Origin of the sequence: Pseudomonas sp. DC1.2, from assembly GCF_034351645.1 — a bacterium.
Classification (GTDB): Bacteria; Pseudomonadota; Gammaproteobacteria; order Pseudomonadales; family Pseudomonadaceae; genus Aquipseudomonas.
On the sequence record NZ_CP133782.1, the window covers coordinates 399,563 to 414,886 of the forward strand.

The 15,324-nt window shown below is 60.0% G+C and carries 10 protein-coding genes; 8 read left to right on the top strand and 2 right to left on the bottom strand.

The annotated features are described in order from the left end of the window. Positions 1 to 122 precede the first annotated feature (122 nt). Positions 123 to 2,069, bottom strand: coding sequence for a dihydrolipoyllysine-residue acetyltransferase (gene aceF / locus RHM68_RS01820; protein WP_322220249.1), 1,947 nt, complete (start codon positions 2,067 to 2,069; stop codon positions 123 to 125). Positions 2,070 to 2,080: 11 nt separating this feature from the next. Further along, on the bottom strand, positions 2,081 to 4,726 hold the full coding sequence (gene aceE, locus RHM68_RS01825; RefSeq protein ID WP_322220250.1) for a pyruvate dehydrogenase (acetyl-transferring), homodimeric type: 2,646 nt from the start codon (positions 4,724 to 4,726) through the stop codon (positions 2,081 to 2,083). 383 nt (positions 4,727 to 5,109) lie between these two features. On the opposite strand from aceE, the gene glnE reads away from it, so the two are divergent. The 8 genes from glnE (at position 5,110) to RHM68_RS01865 (ending at position 15,181) form a co-directional block, all read left to right on the top strand. Beyond that, positions 5,110 to 8,049: a bifunctional [glutamate--ammonia ligase]-adenylyl-L-tyrosine phosphorylase/[glutamate--ammonia-ligase] adenylyltransferase gene (glnE, locus tag RHM68_RS01830; RefSeq protein WP_322220251.1), complete on the top strand. Its 2,940-nt coding sequence runs from the start codon at positions 5,110 to 5,112 to the stop codon at positions 8,047 to 8,049. 173 nt (positions 8,050 to 8,222) lie between these two features. Further along, a complete protein-coding gene (gene waaF, locus RHM68_RS01835) occupies positions 8,223 to 9,257 on the top strand; it encodes a lipopolysaccharide heptosyltransferase II (protein WP_322220252.1) in 1,035 nt (344 codons plus the stop codon). Between the two features lies 1 nt (position 9,258). Continuing rightward, the gene (gene waaC / locus RHM68_RS01840; protein WP_322220253.1) at positions 9,259 to 10,320 is read left to right on the top strand and encodes a lipopolysaccharide heptosyltransferase I; all 1,062 of its coding nucleotides are present in this window, start codon (positions 9,259 to 9,261) and stop codon (positions 10,318 to 10,320) included. Further along, positions 10,320 to 11,444, top strand: coding sequence for a glycosyltransferase family 4 protein (locus RHM68_RS01845; RefSeq protein WP_322220254.1), 1,125 nt, complete (start codon positions 10,320 to 10,322; stop codon positions 11,442 to 11,444). Before waaC ends, RHM68_RS01845 begins: the two co-directional genes overlap by 1 nt. Beyond that, the gene (gene rfaP, locus RHM68_RS01850) at positions 11,441 to 12,247 is read left to right on the top strand and encodes a lipopolysaccharide core heptose(I) kinase RfaP (protein ID WP_322220255.1); all 807 of its coding nucleotides are present in this window, start codon (positions 11,441 to 11,443) and stop codon (positions 12,245 to 12,247) included. The genes RHM68_RS01845 and rfaP overlap by 4 nt, the downstream gene beginning before the upstream one ends. After that, on the top strand, positions 12,247 to 12,981 hold the full coding sequence (locus tag RHM68_RS01855; RefSeq protein WP_322220256.1) for a lipopolysaccharide kinase InaA family protein: 735 nt from the start codon (positions 12,247 to 12,249) through the stop codon (positions 12,979 to 12,981). Before rfaP ends, RHM68_RS01855 begins: the two co-directional genes overlap by 1 nt. After that, a complete protein-coding gene (locus RHM68_RS01860) occupies positions 12,978 to 13,730 on the top strand; it encodes a lipopolysaccharide kinase InaA family protein (protein WP_322220257.1) in 753 nt (250 codons plus the stop codon). Before RHM68_RS01855 ends, RHM68_RS01860 begins: the two co-directional genes overlap by 4 nt. Further along, positions 13,730 to 15,181, top strand: coding sequence for a lipopolysaccharide kinase InaA family protein (locus tag RHM68_RS01865; protein ID WP_322220258.1), 1,452 nt, complete (start codon positions 13,730 to 13,732; stop codon positions 15,179 to 15,181). Before RHM68_RS01860 ends, RHM68_RS01865 begins: the two co-directional genes overlap by 1 nt. The last annotated feature ends 143 nt before the right edge of the window (positions 15,182 to 15,324 follow it).

Sequence of the window (15,324 nt, forward strand, 5' to 3'; positions counted from 1 at the left end):
CGTTGGAAGGTATTTTTTGCCAGGCAAAAAAAGCCCCGCCAAATTGGCGGGGTTGAGGTACGAGCGTGGCGCTCGGAAATCGTGGAACGCGGCGGGCCCTCCGGTAAAGGAGGGCGGCCGTATTACAAGAGAATGGTGCGGATGTCCGCCAGCAAATCGCTCAGACGCTTGGTGAAGCGTGCCGCCGCGGCGCCGTTGATCACACGGTGATCGTAGGACAACGACAGTGGCAGCATCAGTTTCGGCTGGAAAGCTTTGCCATCCCAGACCGGTTGGATGGTTGCCTTGGAAACACCGAGGATCGCCACTTCCGGCGCGTTGACGATCGGCGTGAAGCCGGTGCCGCCAATGTGGCCGAGGCTGGAAATGGTGAAGCAGGCGCCTTGCATGTCGTCAGCAGTCAGCTTCTTGTCGCGGGCCTTGGCGGCCAGCACAGCGGCTTCGGCTGCCAGTTGCAACAGGCTCTTCTGGTCAACGTTCTTGATGACCGGTACCAGCAGGCCATCCGGGGTGTCGACCGCGAATCCGATGTTGACGTACTTCTTGCGGATGATGGCTTTGCCGCTTGGTGCCAGCGAGCTGTTGAAGTCGGGCAGTTCCTTGAGCAGGTGCGCGCAGGACTTGAGCAGCAGCGGCAGGATGGTCAGCTTGACGCCAGCCTTCTCTGCAACGGCTTTCTGAGCGATGCGGAACGCTTCCAGGTCGGTGATATCAGCCGAATCGAACTGAGTCACGTGTGGGATGTTCAACCAGCTGCGGTGCAGGCTCGACGCGCCGATTTGCATCAGGCGAGTCATTGGCACTTCTTCGATTTCACCGAAGCGGCTGAAGTCCACGACCGGGATCGGTGGAATGCCCGCGCCACCGGTTGCGCCAGCAGCAGCGGCCGGTGCTTCCTTGGCCTTCTGCATCATGGCTTTGACGTAAACCTGCACGTCTTCCTTAAGCACACGACCGTGCGGGCCGCTTGGGCTGACCGCGTTCAGCTCGACGCCGAACTCACGGGCCAGTTGGCGTACTGCCGGGCCCGCGTGAACCTTGGCGCCCGACTTGACGGGGACAGCAGCAGTAACCGGTGCGGCAGGTGCGGCAACCGGAGCCGACGCAGCAGGAGCAGCGGCAGCCGGAGCAGCAGCGGCTTGAGCCGGAGCTGCGGCCGGTGCAACGCCTTTGACTTTCAGCTTGAGAATCAGGTCGCCAGTACCAACTTCGTCATCCAGCTTGATGGAAATGCTTTCCACCACGCCGGCGGCAGGCGATGGGATTTCCATGCTTGCCTTGTCGGATTCGAGGGTAATCAGCGACTGATCTGCTTCAACGGTGTCGCCGGCTTTGACCAGCACTTCGATGATCTTGGCCTTGCCCGACGAGCCGATGTCCGGAACATGAATGTCCTGAACCGTGTCGGCAGCCGGAGCAGCAGGCGCGGCGGCTGGAGCCGCAGCGGCGGCAGGAGCAGGTGCAGCCGTTGGCGCGGCCGCAGCAGGTGCAGCAGCCCCCGCCACTTTCAACGCCAGGATAAGGTCGCCCGTGCCGACTTCGTCGTTGAGCTTGACGCTGATGCTCTCGACCACGCCGGCGGCAGGCGATGGGATTTCCATGCTTGCTTTGTCGGATTCCAGAGTGATCAGCGACTGATCGGCAGCCACGGTGTCGCCGACCTTGACCTGGATCTCGATGATCTGGGCCTTGCCCGACGAGCCGATGTCCGGCACGTGGATCTGCTGAACGCTGGCAGCAGCAGGCGCGGCCGCTGGAGCTGCCGGGGCCGGGGCAGCCGTCGGTTGCGCTTCTGCTTTAGTCGCCGGCGCGGCCGCTGGGGCCGCAGCTGCGTCCCCTTCGACTTCCAGCTCGAGCAATTCGTCGCCTTCTTTCAAGCGGTCGCCCAACTTGATTTTCAGGCTTTTGACGATACCGGCCTTCGGCGCAGGAATTTCCATGCTCGCCTTGTCCGACTCAAGCGTCAGAATGCTCTGGTCGGCTTCGACTCGGTCGCCGACTTTCACAAATAGTTCGATTACTTCACCTTCACCGCTGCCGATGTCAGGTACGCGAATGAGTTCGCTCACAAAGTGTCTCCTCAGCAGTCCAGTGGGTTGCGTTTTTCCGGGTTGATCCCGAACTTGACGATGGCTTCAGCCACCACCTTGGGTTCGATGTCACCACGGTCAGCCAGTGCTTCCAGGGCTGCCAACACCACGAAATGACGGTCTACTTCGAAGAAGTGACGCAGCTTCTTGCGGCTGTCACTGCGGCCGAAACCGTCGGTGCCCAGGACTTTGAATTCCTTGGACGGGACCCACTGACGGATTTGCTCAGCGAACAGCTTCATGTAGTCGGTAGATGCAATGACCGGACCTTTACGGCCGTTCAGGCACTCTTCGACGTAGCTCAGTTGAGGCTTCTGACCAGGGTGCAGACGGTTGCTGCGCTCGACGGCCAGGCCATCGCGACGCAGTTCGTTGAAGCTGGTAACGCTCCATACGTCAGCGCCGACGTTGAACTCTTCACGCAGAATCTTCGCCGCTTCACGGACTTCACGCAGGATGGTGCCGGAGCCCATCAGTTGAACGTGGTGCGCCGCTTCGCGGGTGTCTTCTTCGAGCAGGTACATGCCCTTGATGATGCCTTCCTCGACACCGGCCGGCATGGCAGGCTGCTGGTAGGACTCGTTCATCACTGTGATGTAGTAGAAAACGTCCTGCTGCTCTTCGGTCATCTTCTTCATGCCGTCCTGAATGATCACCGCCAGCTCGTAGCCGTAGGTTGGATCAAAGGTGCGGCAGTTCGGGATGGTGCCCGCCAGGATGTGGCTGTGACCATCTTCGTGTTGCAGGCCTTCGCCGTTCAGCGTGGTCCGGCCGGCGGTGCCGCCGATCAGAAAGCCGCGGGTCCGGCTGTCGCCAGCGGCCCAGGCCAGGTCGCCAATACGCTGGAAGCCAAACATCGAGTAAAAGATGTAGAACGGCAGCATTGGCTGGTTGTGGCTGGAGTACGAAGTACCGGCAGCGATGAAGGAACTCATGGCGCCCGCTTCGTTGATGCCTTCTTCGAGGATCTGACCCTTTTTATCTTCGCGGTAGAACATCACTTGGTCTTTATCGACTGGCTCGTAGAGCTGGCCGACGGAGGAGTAGATGCCTAGCTGGCGGAACATGCCTTCCATACCGAAGGTACGGGCTTCGTCCGGGATGATCGGAACGATGCGAGGGCCGATTTCCTTATCCTTGACCAGTTGCGCCAGGATGCGCACGAAGGCCATGGTGGTGGAAATCTCACGGTCGCCCGAGCCATCGAGGATGGCCTTGAGGGTGTCGAGTGGCGGCGTCGGGATGTTGAAGCTCTGCGCACGACGTTGCGGCACGAAACCACCGAGGGCCGTGCGACGCTCGCTCAGATAACGGGCTTCGGCGCTGCCTGGTTCTGGTTTGAAGAACGGCAGGTTTTCCAGCTCGTCGTCTTTGACCGGAATGTCGAAGCGATCACGGAACAACTTCAGGCTGTCGACATCGACTTTCTTGGTGTTGTGCGCGGTGTTTTTCGCTTCGCCGGCACCGGTGCCATAACCTTTGATGGTTTTGGCCAGGATAACGGTCGGTTGTTCTTTGTGGTTGACTGCTTCGTGGTACGCCGCATAGACCTTGTACGGGTCGTGGCCGCCACGGTTGAGCTTCCAGATCTCGTCGTCAGACAAGTCGGCAACCATCGCCTTGAGTTCAGGCGTGTTGAAGAAATGCTCACGAACGAACGCGCCGTCGCGGGCTTTGTAGTTCTGGTACTCGCCGTCGATGACTGCGTCCATACGACGTTGCAGGATACCGTCGACGTCTTTGGCCAGCAGTGGGTCCCAGAAACGGCCCCAAATGACTTTGGTCACGTTCCACTGAGCACCACGGAACACGCCTTCAAGTTCCTGGATGATCTTGCCGTTGCCGCGAACCGGGCCATCAAGGCGCTGCAGGTTGCAGTTAATGACGAAGATCAGGTTGTCCAGCTTCTCGCGGCCAGCCAGGGAGATCGCGCCCAGGGATTCCGGTTCGTCGCACTCGCCGTCGCCCAGGAAGCACCAGACTTTCTGCTTGCCTTCAGGGATGAAGCCACGGGCTTCCAGGTACTTCATGAAACGTGCCTGGTAGATCGCCTGGATCGGGCCAAGGCCCATCGACACCGTCGGGAACTGCCAGAAATCAGGCATCAGCCAAGGGTGCGGATAGGACGAAAGGCCCTGGCCGTCGACTTCCTGGCGGAAGTTGTTCATTTGTTCTTCGGTGATGCGGCCTTCCATGAACGCGCGGGCGTAAACGCCTGGCGAGGTGTGGCCCTGGAAGTAGATCAGGTCGCCGCCGTGTTCTTCAGTTGGGGCCTGGAAGAAGTAGTTGAAGCCTATGTCATACAGGGTTGCGCTGGAGGCGAAGCTGGAGATGTGACCGCCCAGGTCAGAATCTTTCAGGTTCGTGCGCATCACCATGGCCATCGCGTTCCAGCGCACCAACGAGCGAATGCGGCGTTCCATGAACAGGTCGCCAGGCATGCGTGCTTCGTGGGTCACAGGAATGGTGTTGCGGTATGGCGTGGTGATGGCGTAAGGCAATTGCGAACCGCTACGGGTCGCCAATTCGCCCATACGGGTCATCAGATAATGAGCGCGGTCTTCGCCTTCTTTGTCGAGAACCGATTCCAGGGCGTCCAGCCATTCCTGGGTTTCGACGGGATCGAGGTCTTGCATGGCTTGCTCCAGGGCGGAAAGGCTTCCAGAATCGGTTGCCTGAGTTTGCGACTGGCCTTGTGGGCAGACGATATAAATTCTTGGATTGCCGATAGGTTGTTCCGGCGGCGTGTAGTTTTACTACAAATCTTCGGGCATTTCAGCCTTTCGAATGTATAGACGAGTAGTAAAACTACAGATGAAAGGCTTGTGGCCTCCGGCTGCGTTGTGAGAATAATCGCTAAGGTTGGTCTTTTACCAATCGAAAAAGGTGAAAGCTTGAGGATGGCTGCCAACAATAAACATATTTTAGCTATTTCTAACTTTTGTTCGACAGTCCATCACGTAGCGGGTTTTCACAATTCACTACATGCAGCCCTTTACACGCCGATCAAGGATAGACCATGACTCTGCCTTCGCTTGCCGAACTGCCCGGCATTCTCCTGCCATTTGTCACCCGCGCCGAGCAGTCGTTCCGTATGGCGGTCGCCGCATTGGACGACGATCAGGGTCTGTCCACCTGGTCGCCGGAACGCTGGGCGCAGTTTGCCCGCGTGGCCGGTGCCAGCGATTTCGTGATTGAACAGTGCCTTCGTGACCCTTTGATGTTGCTTTCGCTGGTGCAGTCCGGCGAGCTGGAGCGCAGCTTTGTCCCCGGTGAGTTATGTGGGCAAATCGCGGCGGCGGTAAATGCCGCTGACACCGAAGACGAACTGGGCCGTGCCCTGCGCCGCCAGCGTACCCGCCAGCAAGTGCGAATCATCTGGCGCGACCTGACGCGTCAGGCGGACCTCGTTCAGACCTGCCGCGACCTCTCGGACATGGCCGATGCCAGCATCGATCAGGCGTATCAATGGTTATACGCACGGCATTGCCAGCAATTTGGCGTTCCCACCGGTCGGCGTAGCGGCGAGCCGCAGCAAATGGTTATTCTCGGCATGGGCAAACTCGGCGCGGTGGAGTTGAACCTGTCGTCGGACATCGATCTGATTTTCGCTTACCCCGAAGGGGGCGAAACGGTCGGCGTGAAGCGGTCGCTGGATAACCAGGAGTTTTTCATTCGCCTCGGTCAGCGCCTGATCAAGGCCCTGGACCCTATGACGGTCGATGGTTTTGTATTTCGCGTCGACATGCGCCTGCGGCCCTACGGTTCGGCGGGGGCGCTGGTCCTGAGCTTTAACGCGCTGGAGCAGTATTACCAGGACCAGGGGCGTGACTGGGAACGCTACGCCATGATTAAGGCGCGCGTGGTGGCGGGTGATCAAGTGGCCGGTGCCCAGTTGCTCGACATGCTGCGCCCGTTCGTCTATCGGCGTTACCTGGACTTTTCGGCCATCGAAGCGCTGCGCACGATGAAGCAGTTGATCCAGCAGGAAGTGCGTCGCAAGGGCATGGCTGACAACATCAAGCTGGGGTCGGGCGGCATTCGTGAAGTCGAGTTCATCGCCCAGGCGTTTCAGTTGATTCACGGTGGTCGTGACCTGAGCCTGCAACAACGCCCTCTATTAAAAGTGCTGCGCACCCTGGAAGGTCAGGGTTACCTGCCGCCAGCGGTGATCGGCGAGTTGCGCGATGGGTATGAGTTTTTGCGTTACACCGAGCACGCGATCCAGGCCATTGCCGACCGTCAGACGCAAATGTTGCCGGGTGGCGACCAGGATCAGGCGCGCATCGCTTTCATGCTCGGTTTCGCCAACTGGGCGACGTTCCATGAGCGGTTAATGTACTGGCGGGGCCGTGTGGCCTGGCACTTTGGGCAGTTGATTGCTGATCCCGACGAAGAAGAGGGCACTGAAGCTGAAGTGGTGGTCGGCGGCGAGTGGTTGCCGTTATGGGAGGAGTCTCAGGACGAGGAGGCCGCCTGCCGTCAATTGGAAGAGGGTGGTTTTGCCGATGCCCGCAAGGCACTCAAAGCCTTGGCCAGCCTGCGTGGCAGTCCGCAGTTGCGGGCGATGCAGCGCTTGGGGCGCGAACGTCTTGATGCGTTCATCCCGCGCTTGCTGGCGCAGGCGGTAGAGCACGCCAATCCCGACCTGGTGTTGGAGCGGGTGCTGCCTCTGGTGGAGGCGGTGGCCCGGCGTTCAGCTTATTTAGTGCTGCTGACGGAAAACCCTGGCGCGCTGCGCCGCTTGTTGACGTTGTGCGCCGCAAGCCCGTGGATCGCTGAGCAGATCACTCGTTTCCCGTTGCTGCTCGATGAGTTGCTCAACGAAGGCCGACTGTTCAAGCCTCCATTGGCGCCGGAACTGGCCGCCGAGTTGCGTGAGCGCCTGACGCGTATCCCTGAAGATGACCTCGAACAGCAAATGGAGGCCTTGCGCCATTTCAAACTGGCGCACCGCCTGCGAGTGGCGGCATCGGAAATCGCCGGCAGCCTGCCGTTGATGAAAGTCAGCGACTACCTGACTTGGCTCGCCGAAGCGATCCTTGAACAAGTGTTGGCGCTGGCCTGGCGCCAGACCGTTGCTAAATATGGCACGCCGCTGCGCACCGACGGCACGTTGTGCGACCCCGGATTCGTCATTGTCGGTTATGGGAAAGTTGGCGGGCTGGAGCTGGGACATGGTTCGGACCTGGACCTGGTATTTATCCATGACGGCGATCCACAGGCGGAAACCGACGGCGCCAAACCTATCGACGGCGCGCAGTTTTTCACCCGGTTGGGGCAGCGAATCATCCACTTGCTCACGGCGCAGACCAACTCCGGTCAGTTGTATGAAGTGGACATGCGTCTGCGGCCCTCGGGCGCGTCCGGGTTGCTGGTGAGTTCGCTGGGCGCGTTTGCGCGTTATCAGGCCAACGAAGCCTGGACCTGGGAGCATCAGGCGCTGGTAAGGGCGCGGGTGTTGGTGGGCAGTCAGGAAGTCGGGCAGGCGTTCGAGCAGGTTCGTGCCACCATCCTCAGCAAGGCGCGTGATCTACCGACCTTGCGTCAGGAGGTCAGCGAGATGCGCGCCAAGATGCGCGATAACCTCGGCAGCAAGAGCACGGCGGCCGGCACCGGGGCAAATGCCTTCGAGGCCATGGCGCCGTTCGATCTCAAGCAAGACGCCGGAGGTATCGTCGATATTGAATTTATGGTGCAATACGCGGCCTTGGCGTGGTCACAACAGCACCCGTCATTGCTGCGCTATACCGACAACATCCGCATTCTGGAAGGGTTGGAGCAGGAAGGGCTGATGTCCTTCGATGACGCTCACCTGCTGCGCGAGGCCTATAAAGCCTACCGCTCCGCCGCCCACCGGCAGGCCCTGCAGAAGGACGCCGGGGTGATCGCGGGCGACCAGTTTGCGGATGAGCGACGGCAGGTATTGCGGATTTGGCGTGAGCTGGGATTGAGCTGAACCCCGGTAGTTGCAGCGACGAGATTCAAAGGTGGAAGCGAGCCTGCCGCGAAAGCGCAGTGACAGTCGACATTTATGTTGAAGGTGATGAACTCATCGCGAGCCAACAGACTCCCACAGTGATTCTTGAGGCGGGGAGGCGTATGCCTCCCCGGTTCGTTTTTGGAAACCACATGAAAATTCTGATCGTAGGGCCCAGTTGGGTCGGTGACATGGTGATGGCGCAGACACTGTTTCAGTGCCTCAAACAGCGCCATCCGCAATGCGAAATCGACGTGCTGGCCCCTGAGTGGAGCCGGCCGATTCTTGAGCGCATGCCCGAAGTGCGTCAGGCCTTGAGCTTCCCGCTGGGCCACGGTGCTCTTGAGCTGGCGACCCGTCGGCGCATCGGTAAATCCCTGGCCGGCCAATACGATCAGGCGATCCTCTTGCCTAACTCCTTGAAGTCGGCGCTGGTGCCGTTCTTCGCCGGCATCCCTAAACGCACGGGTTGGCGCGGCGAGTTTCGCTACGGTTTGCTCAATGATGTGCGCCGGCTGAATAAAGAACGTTATCCGCTGATGATCGAGCGCTTTATGGCCCTGGCTTACGAGCCGGGTGCCGAACTGCCGAAGCCTTACCCGCGTCCGGCCTTGCAGATCGATCCGTTGACCCGTGAAGCGGCCATGGCCAAGTTCGGCCTGGCCCTTGATCGCCCGGTGCTGGCGCTGTGTCCGGGAGCCGAGTTCGGCATCTCCAAGCGTTGGCCTTCCGAGCACTACGCCAAAGTCGCCGAAGCGAAGATTCGCGAGGGCTGGCAGGTGTGGCTTTTCGGTTCGAAAAACGATCACGCGGTCGGGGAAGAAATTCGCGCGCGGCTGATTCCTGGCCTGCGTGAAGAATCGGTGAACCTCAGCGGCGACACATCCCTGGCTGAGGCGATCGATCTGCTGTCTTGCGCCGACGCGGTAGTCTCCAACGATTCCGGACTGATGCACGTGGCTGCGGCGTTGAACCGCCCCTTGGTGGCGGTGTACGGCTCGACATCGCCGGGCTTTACGCCGCCGTTGGCCGAGCACGTCGAAGTCGTGCGCCTGGGCATAGAGTGCAGCCCTTGCTTCGACCGCACGTGCCGCTTCGGGCATTACAACTGCCTGCGTCAACTGATGCCGCCGATGGTGACCGAAGCCTTACAGCGGTTGCAGGGCACTGTAGTCGAGGTCAATTAGCTTGCGGGTACTGTTGATTAAGACCTCCTCGCTGGGCGACGTGATTCATGCGTTGCCGGCGTTGACCGACGCGGCGCGCGCGATCCCCGGCATCACATTCGACTGGGTGGTGGAAGAAGGCTTTGCCGAGATTCCGACCTGGCACCCGGCCGTGGGCAAAGTCATTGCGGTGGCCATCCGTCGCTGGCGCAAGAACATCTGGCAGACCCTCAAAAGTGGCGAGTGGAAGCGCTTCAAGCAAAGCATCCGCGCCTCTAAATATGATTTGGTCATCGACGCCCAAGGCTTGTTGAAAAGTGCCTGGTTGACCCGCTACGTAAAAGCTCCCGTCGCCGGGCTGGACAAACACTCCGCACGCGAGCCGATGGCCGCACGTTTTTACTCCCGCCGTTTGGCCGTGGGCCGTGGGCAGCATGCGGTCGAGCGGGTGCGTCAGTTGTTCGCGTTGGCCTTGGGTTACGACTTGCCTAAAGGTCTCGGTGATTACGGGCTGAACATTGAGCGTCTGGTGGAACTGCCGCGCAAGAATCCCTACGTGCTGTTCCTCCACGGCACCACGTGGGACACCAAGCATTGGCCGGAGTCCTATTGGCGTGAGTTGACCGAGCGCGTCGGTCACCTCGGTGTTGCGGTGAAGTTGCCGTGGGGCAACCCGATTGAAAAGGCCCGTGCCGAACGCATCGCCGCCGGCTTTCGGCACGTTGAAGTGCTGCCGAAACTGAACTTGGCGGGTGTTGGCAAAGTATTGGCCGGCGCACAAGCTTGCGTCGCCGTGGACACCGGCCTCGGCCATCTGGCCGCGGCGCTTGATGTGCCGACGCTGTCGCTGTTCGGGCCGACCAATCCCGGCCTCACCGGTGCTTACGGCAAAGCGCAGATTCACCTCGCCAGCGACTTTTCCTGCGCGCCGTGCCTGCAAAAGAAATGCACCTACCAACCGACGGCCCAAGATGCCCGTCAATTTGACTTGAAACGCGAGTGGCCCCTGTGCTTCACGCGTTTGAATCCCCAGCGTGTCGCCAGCCGACTGAGCACGTTGTTACTGGCTGAGGAGCAGCGCTGATGCAATTGGCTTTTGTCTTATATAAATATTTTCCGTTTGGCGGTTTGCAGCGCGATTTCATGCGCATCGCCCTGGAGTGCCAGCAACGCGGTCATCAAATTCGCGTCTACACGCTGATCTGGGAGGGCGAGGTTCCACCGGGTTTCGAAGTGCTGGTGGCGCCGGTCAAGGCGCTTTTCAACCATCGACGTAACGAAAAACTCACCGAGTGGATGAAGGCCGACTTGGCCAAGCGTCCAGTGGACCGCCTGATCGGCTTCAATAAAATGCCGGGTCTCGACGTTTATTACGCTGCCGATGGCTGCTATGAAGACAAGGCGCAGAATTTGCGTCACTCGCTGTACCGTCTCTGGGGCCGTTACCGGCACTTTGCCGAGTACGAACGCGCGGTGTTCGCCAAGGATGCAAAGACCGACGTGCTGATGATTTCCGAAGTCCAGCAGCCGCTGTTCATCAAGCATTACGACACGCCGCTGGCGCGCTTCCATTTGCTGCCGCCGGGGATCTCTCAGGACCGTCGAGCGCCGGCCAATGCCGCCCAGATCCGTGCTGAATTTCGTCGTGAGTTCAACCTCAAAGACGATGATTTACTGTTGGTGCAGATCGGCTCCGGGTTCAAGACCAAGGGCGTTGATCGCAGCCTCAAGGCCCTGGCCGCGTTGCCTGGCGAACTGAAAAAACGCACCCGGCTGTTTGTAATCGGCCAGGACGACCCCAAAGTATTCCAGTTACAGAGCGCCACTTTGGGCCTTGGCGACAACGTGACATTCCTCAGGGGCCGCAGCGATATTCCGCGTTTTCTGCTGGGGGCCGACCTGCTGATCCATCCGGCATACAACGAAAACACCGGGACAGTGTTGCTTGAAGCCGTGGTGGCCGGGTTGCCGGTGCTGGTGAGCGCTGTGTGTGGTTACGCCCACTACATTGCCGAGGCCGATGCTGGCCGGGTATTGGACGAACCCTTCGATCAGGCGCAGCTCACGCAGTACCTGAGCGACATGTTGAATGACGCTCAGGCAAGGGCGGCCTGGAGCCGCAACGGTCTGGCCTTCGCTGAGACGGCCGACCTCTACAGCATGCCGCAGCACGCGGCCGATGTGATTCTGGCGGAGCATGCTCAATGAAGTTGATGCTGGCTGAACCGTTCAAGAGCCTTTGGGCCGGACGCGATGCGTTCACCGAAGTCGAGGACCTCAAGGGCGAGGTTTACCGTGAACTGGAAGCGCGCCGCACGCTGCGCACTGAAGTCAACGGGCATGGTTTTTTTGTGAAGATCCACCGTGGCGTCGGCTGGAGCGAGATCTTCAAGAACCTGCTCACCGCCAAGCTGCCGGTGCTTGGCGCGGGCCAGGAGTGGAAAGCCATTCAGCGGCTACAGGAGGTCGGCGTGCCGACCATGACCGCTGTCGCCTATGGCGAGAAGGGCCGCAACCCGGCGGACCAGCACTCGTTCATCGTCACCGAAGAGCTGGCCCCGACTGTCAGCCTTGAAGATTTCAGCATCGACTGGGTCAAGCAGCCGCCCGAGCCCATGCTCAAGCGAGCACTGATCGCCGAGGTCGCGCGCATGACCGGCATGATGCACCGCGCAGGCGTCAACCACCGCGACTGCTACATCTGCCACTTCCTGTTGCACACCGATAAACCGGTGCTGGCCAATGACTTCAAGCTGTCGTTGATCGACCTGCACCGCGCCCAGACCCGTGCGGCAATTACTCGCCGCTGGCGGAACAAAGACCTCGCCGCGCTGTACTTTTCGGCACTGGATATCGGCCTCACACGACGCGACAAGCTGCGTTTCCTCAAGGGTTACTTTCAGCAGCCACTGCGCCAGATTCTGGCGCAAGAAGCGTCGCTGCTGGCCTGGCTCGAAGGCAAGGCCAACAAACTTTATGCCCGTAAACAGCGATACGGGGACGCGCTCTGATGGCGGGTTGGAACCTGGAACCTGCTTACCGTGATTTGGAACAACAGTTCGGCAGTCTCGATGCAGTGTTTGCGCTGGAGGGCGAACTGCTGGCCCAGGATCCGCTGTCCGAGGTCATTCGTGTGCAGTTCGATGACGTCAACTATTACGTCAAGCGCTACTTGAGTGCGGGTAAAGGTTTGCGGCGCTATGTGGGCAAACCTCGGGTGAGGGCCGAATGGCAGAACCTCAAGCGTTTTGCCACATGGGGCATTCCGACCGCCGAAGTCGTGGCCTGGGGGTTGGAACGTCGTGGCGCAGCTTATGATCGTGGGGCAATGATCACCCTGGAGCTACCGGGGACAGAAGATCTGTCGGCGCTGGCTGAGCGTCGTGACCCGAAACTGGCAGATCGTAGCTGGGTCAATGACATCAGCCGACAATTGGCTGCTTATACCCGGACCATGCACGACCAGCGCTTCACCCATAACGATCTGAAGTGGCGCAACGTGCTGATCGACGACGCCGCCAGGCTATTCCTGATCGACTGCCCCAATGGTCATTTCTGGCGCGGCTTCTGGCTCAAATACCGGATTACCAAAGATTTGGCTTGTCTCGATAAAGTGGCCAAATATCACCTGTCAGCCACCCAGCGCCTGCGCTTCTATCTGCAATACTGCCAGCGCGCTCGGCTCAACATGACCGACAAACAACGCATTCGGCACGTGGTGAAATTTTTTGAGGGACGCGAATGACTGATTTTCTGGCCGCGGAAGACCGTGCGCTGCTTGAGCGTCATGAGCTCGGTACGTTCGACGCCTTGTGGGTCAAACAGCTTGAGGCGGTGGATGAGCCCAACACCGCTGACGGCGGCTGGAGCAGTGTGTTTCGGTTGGACCTTGAAGGCCATGGCTACTACCTTAAGCGTCAGAGCAATTACCTGACACGCACCCTTAGCGCACCGCTTGGCGAGCCGAGTTTCTCCCGAGAATTTCGCAACATCAGCCGTTATCGGGCGCTGGGTATTCCAGCGCTGCAAGCGGCGTTTTTCGGTCAGCGCAAGGTCAATGGTGAGTTCCGGGCGATTTTGCTGACCCGTGCGCTGGACGGCTGGGACGATCTGGATTCACTGTTGCAGCGCTGGGCCCGCTTGAGTGCGACGCAGCACACGGCGATCTTGCAAGCCTGTGGGCAACTGGCGCGGCGCCTGCACGGTGTGCGTCAGGTTCACGGCTGCTTCTACCCCAAACACATTTTCCTCCAGGCCAGCGGCGATGGTTATCAGGCGCAGTTGATCGACCTGGAAAAGACCCGTCCCTTGCTGTTCGGTCAGCGTGACCGGATCAAGGACCTGGAGCCGCTGCTGCGCAGGGCGCCCGAGTGGACCGATGCCCAGTTGCGCGAGTTGCTATCAGCCTATCTGGCTCAACCGCAGGACAGCTCGCGAGTGCGCAGCTGGGTCTCGCGGCTGACTGCACGGCGCAGTCAAAAGGAGACGCGCTGATGCGTTTGTCCGAACTGAAAAGTGCCGGCCGGACCCCGAGCCTGCCGCTGAATATTTCCTTGGCCGATGCGGCGGGGCCTGCGGAGCTCCAGCTGTTAAGCCTGTTGCGGGTGTTGCCGGGGCAACGCTATGTCGGTGCCGGCGTCTGGCGTGGCCGGCCGGTGCTGGCCAAATTGTTGGTGGGTAGCAAGGCCGCGCGGCACTTTCAGCGCGAGCTGGACGGTGTTCGTTTGCTCGCCGCACAAGGCCTGACGACGCCACAGTTATTGGCTGACGGCCTCAAGGACGGCGAGGGTGGCTGGCTGCTCTTTGACTTCCTTGAGGGCGCCGAAAGCCTCGGAGATGCCTGGAGCCAGGTCGAGTATTTGCCAATGCTGGCGGATGAACAATCTGCGGTACTGGGCGATGCTCTGGGTGCGATTGGCCAGTTGCACCGCAAAGGCTTGTGGCAGGAAGACCTGCATCTGGACAACTTGCTGCGTCAACGTGGCCGCTTGTATTTGATCGATGGCGCCGGAATCTGCGCCGAGACACCGGGTCAGCCACTGTCGCGCCCCAAGGTACTGGAGAACCTCGGTGTGTTTTTCGCTCAGTTACCCAAGTCTCTTGAGCCGTTCACCGAAGAGTTGCTGGTGTATTACCTGTTGAGCAACGGCGAGCACGCCTTGCCCATGGAAGCTTTGCAGAAGCAGATCGATAAGGTGCGTCGCTGGCGCTTGAAGGACTTCCTGATCAAGTGCGGCCGCGACTGCACGCTCTTCGGCGTTCGGCGCGGGGCGTTTGGCTTGCGGGCGATTCGTCGCGAGGAGGAAGCGGCAATGCTGCCGGTGCTGGAACAGGCCGATGCCTTGCTTGATCAGGGCCATTTGTACAAGACCGGCGGTGCGGCAAGTGTCGGAAAGGTTGAGGTGGCCGGTCGCACGCTGGTCATCAAGCGCTACAACATCAAGGGGTTTGCCCACTGGCTCAAACGCTTCTGGCGCCCCAGCCGCGCCTGGCACTCATGGCGTGAAGGCAATCGCCTGGCGTTTCTCGGCATAGCCACACCCAAACCGCTGGCCTTGCTGGAAAAGCGTTTTCTGTGGCTGCGCAGCCGGGCGTATCTGGTGACCGAGTACCTGCCTGGGCCTGACATCATCGAGCGTTTTGCGCCTTACGTTGAGGGCGGGGACGCGCCCGAAGCTGAGTTGCTCGCGCTGGATCATTTGTTTGCCGAGTTGATTCGCGAGCGCATCAGTCATGGTGATTTCAAAGGCCATAACCTGTTCTGGCAGCAGGATCGCTGGGCGCTGATTGATCTGGATTCAATGTGTCAGCACGGCTCGGTGGGCAGCTTTGCTCCGGCGTATGCGCGGGATCGGGCGCGCTTTATGCGCAATTGGCCTGAGAGCAGTGCGCTGTATCAAGTCATTGATCAGCGTCTACCTAAAGACATCACCAACGCTGCTTGAGTCGGGCCTTCGGGCCTATTGCGAGCAGGTTGCGCCCACAGGGATTTGGTGTTGAACGTCCATTGGGTGTTCGACGCCAATCAACGGTGTGAGCGAGTCTGTTCGCGATGCAGGTGCTCGGTCCTTCAGTGGATTAAGGCGCG

Bases quoted from the DNA above. Each gene is read 5' to 3' on its own strand.
- aceE (WP_322220250.1), bottom strand. From the start codon at position 4,726: ATGCAAGACCTCGATCCCGTCGAAACCCAGGAATGGCTGGACGCCCTG.
- glnE (WP_322220251.1), top strand. From the start codon at position 5,110: ATGACTCTGCCTTCGCTTGCCGAACTGCCCGGCATTCTCCTGCCATTT.
- waaF (WP_322220252.1), top strand. From the start codon at position 8,223: ATGAAAATTCTGATCGTAGGGCCCAGTTGGGTCGGTGACATGGTGATG.
- RHM68_RS01845 (WP_322220254.1), top strand. From the start codon at position 10,320: ATGCAATTGGCTTTTGTCTTATATAAATATTTTCCGTTTGGCGGTTTG.
- rfaP (WP_322220255.1), top strand. From the start codon at position 11,441: ATGAAGTTGATGCTGGCTGAACCGTTCAAGAGCCTTTGGGCCGGACGC.
- RHM68_RS01855 (WP_322220256.1), top strand. From the start codon at position 12,247: ATGGCGGGTTGGAACCTGGAACCTGCTTACCGTGATTTGGAACAACAG.
- RHM68_RS01860 (WP_322220257.1), top strand. From the start codon at position 12,978: ATGACTGATTTTCTGGCCGCGGAAGACCGTGCGCTGCTTGAGCGTCAT.
- RHM68_RS01865 (WP_322220258.1), top strand. From the start codon at position 13,730: ATGCGTTTGTCCGAACTGAAAAGTGCCGGCCGGACCCCGAGCCTGCCG.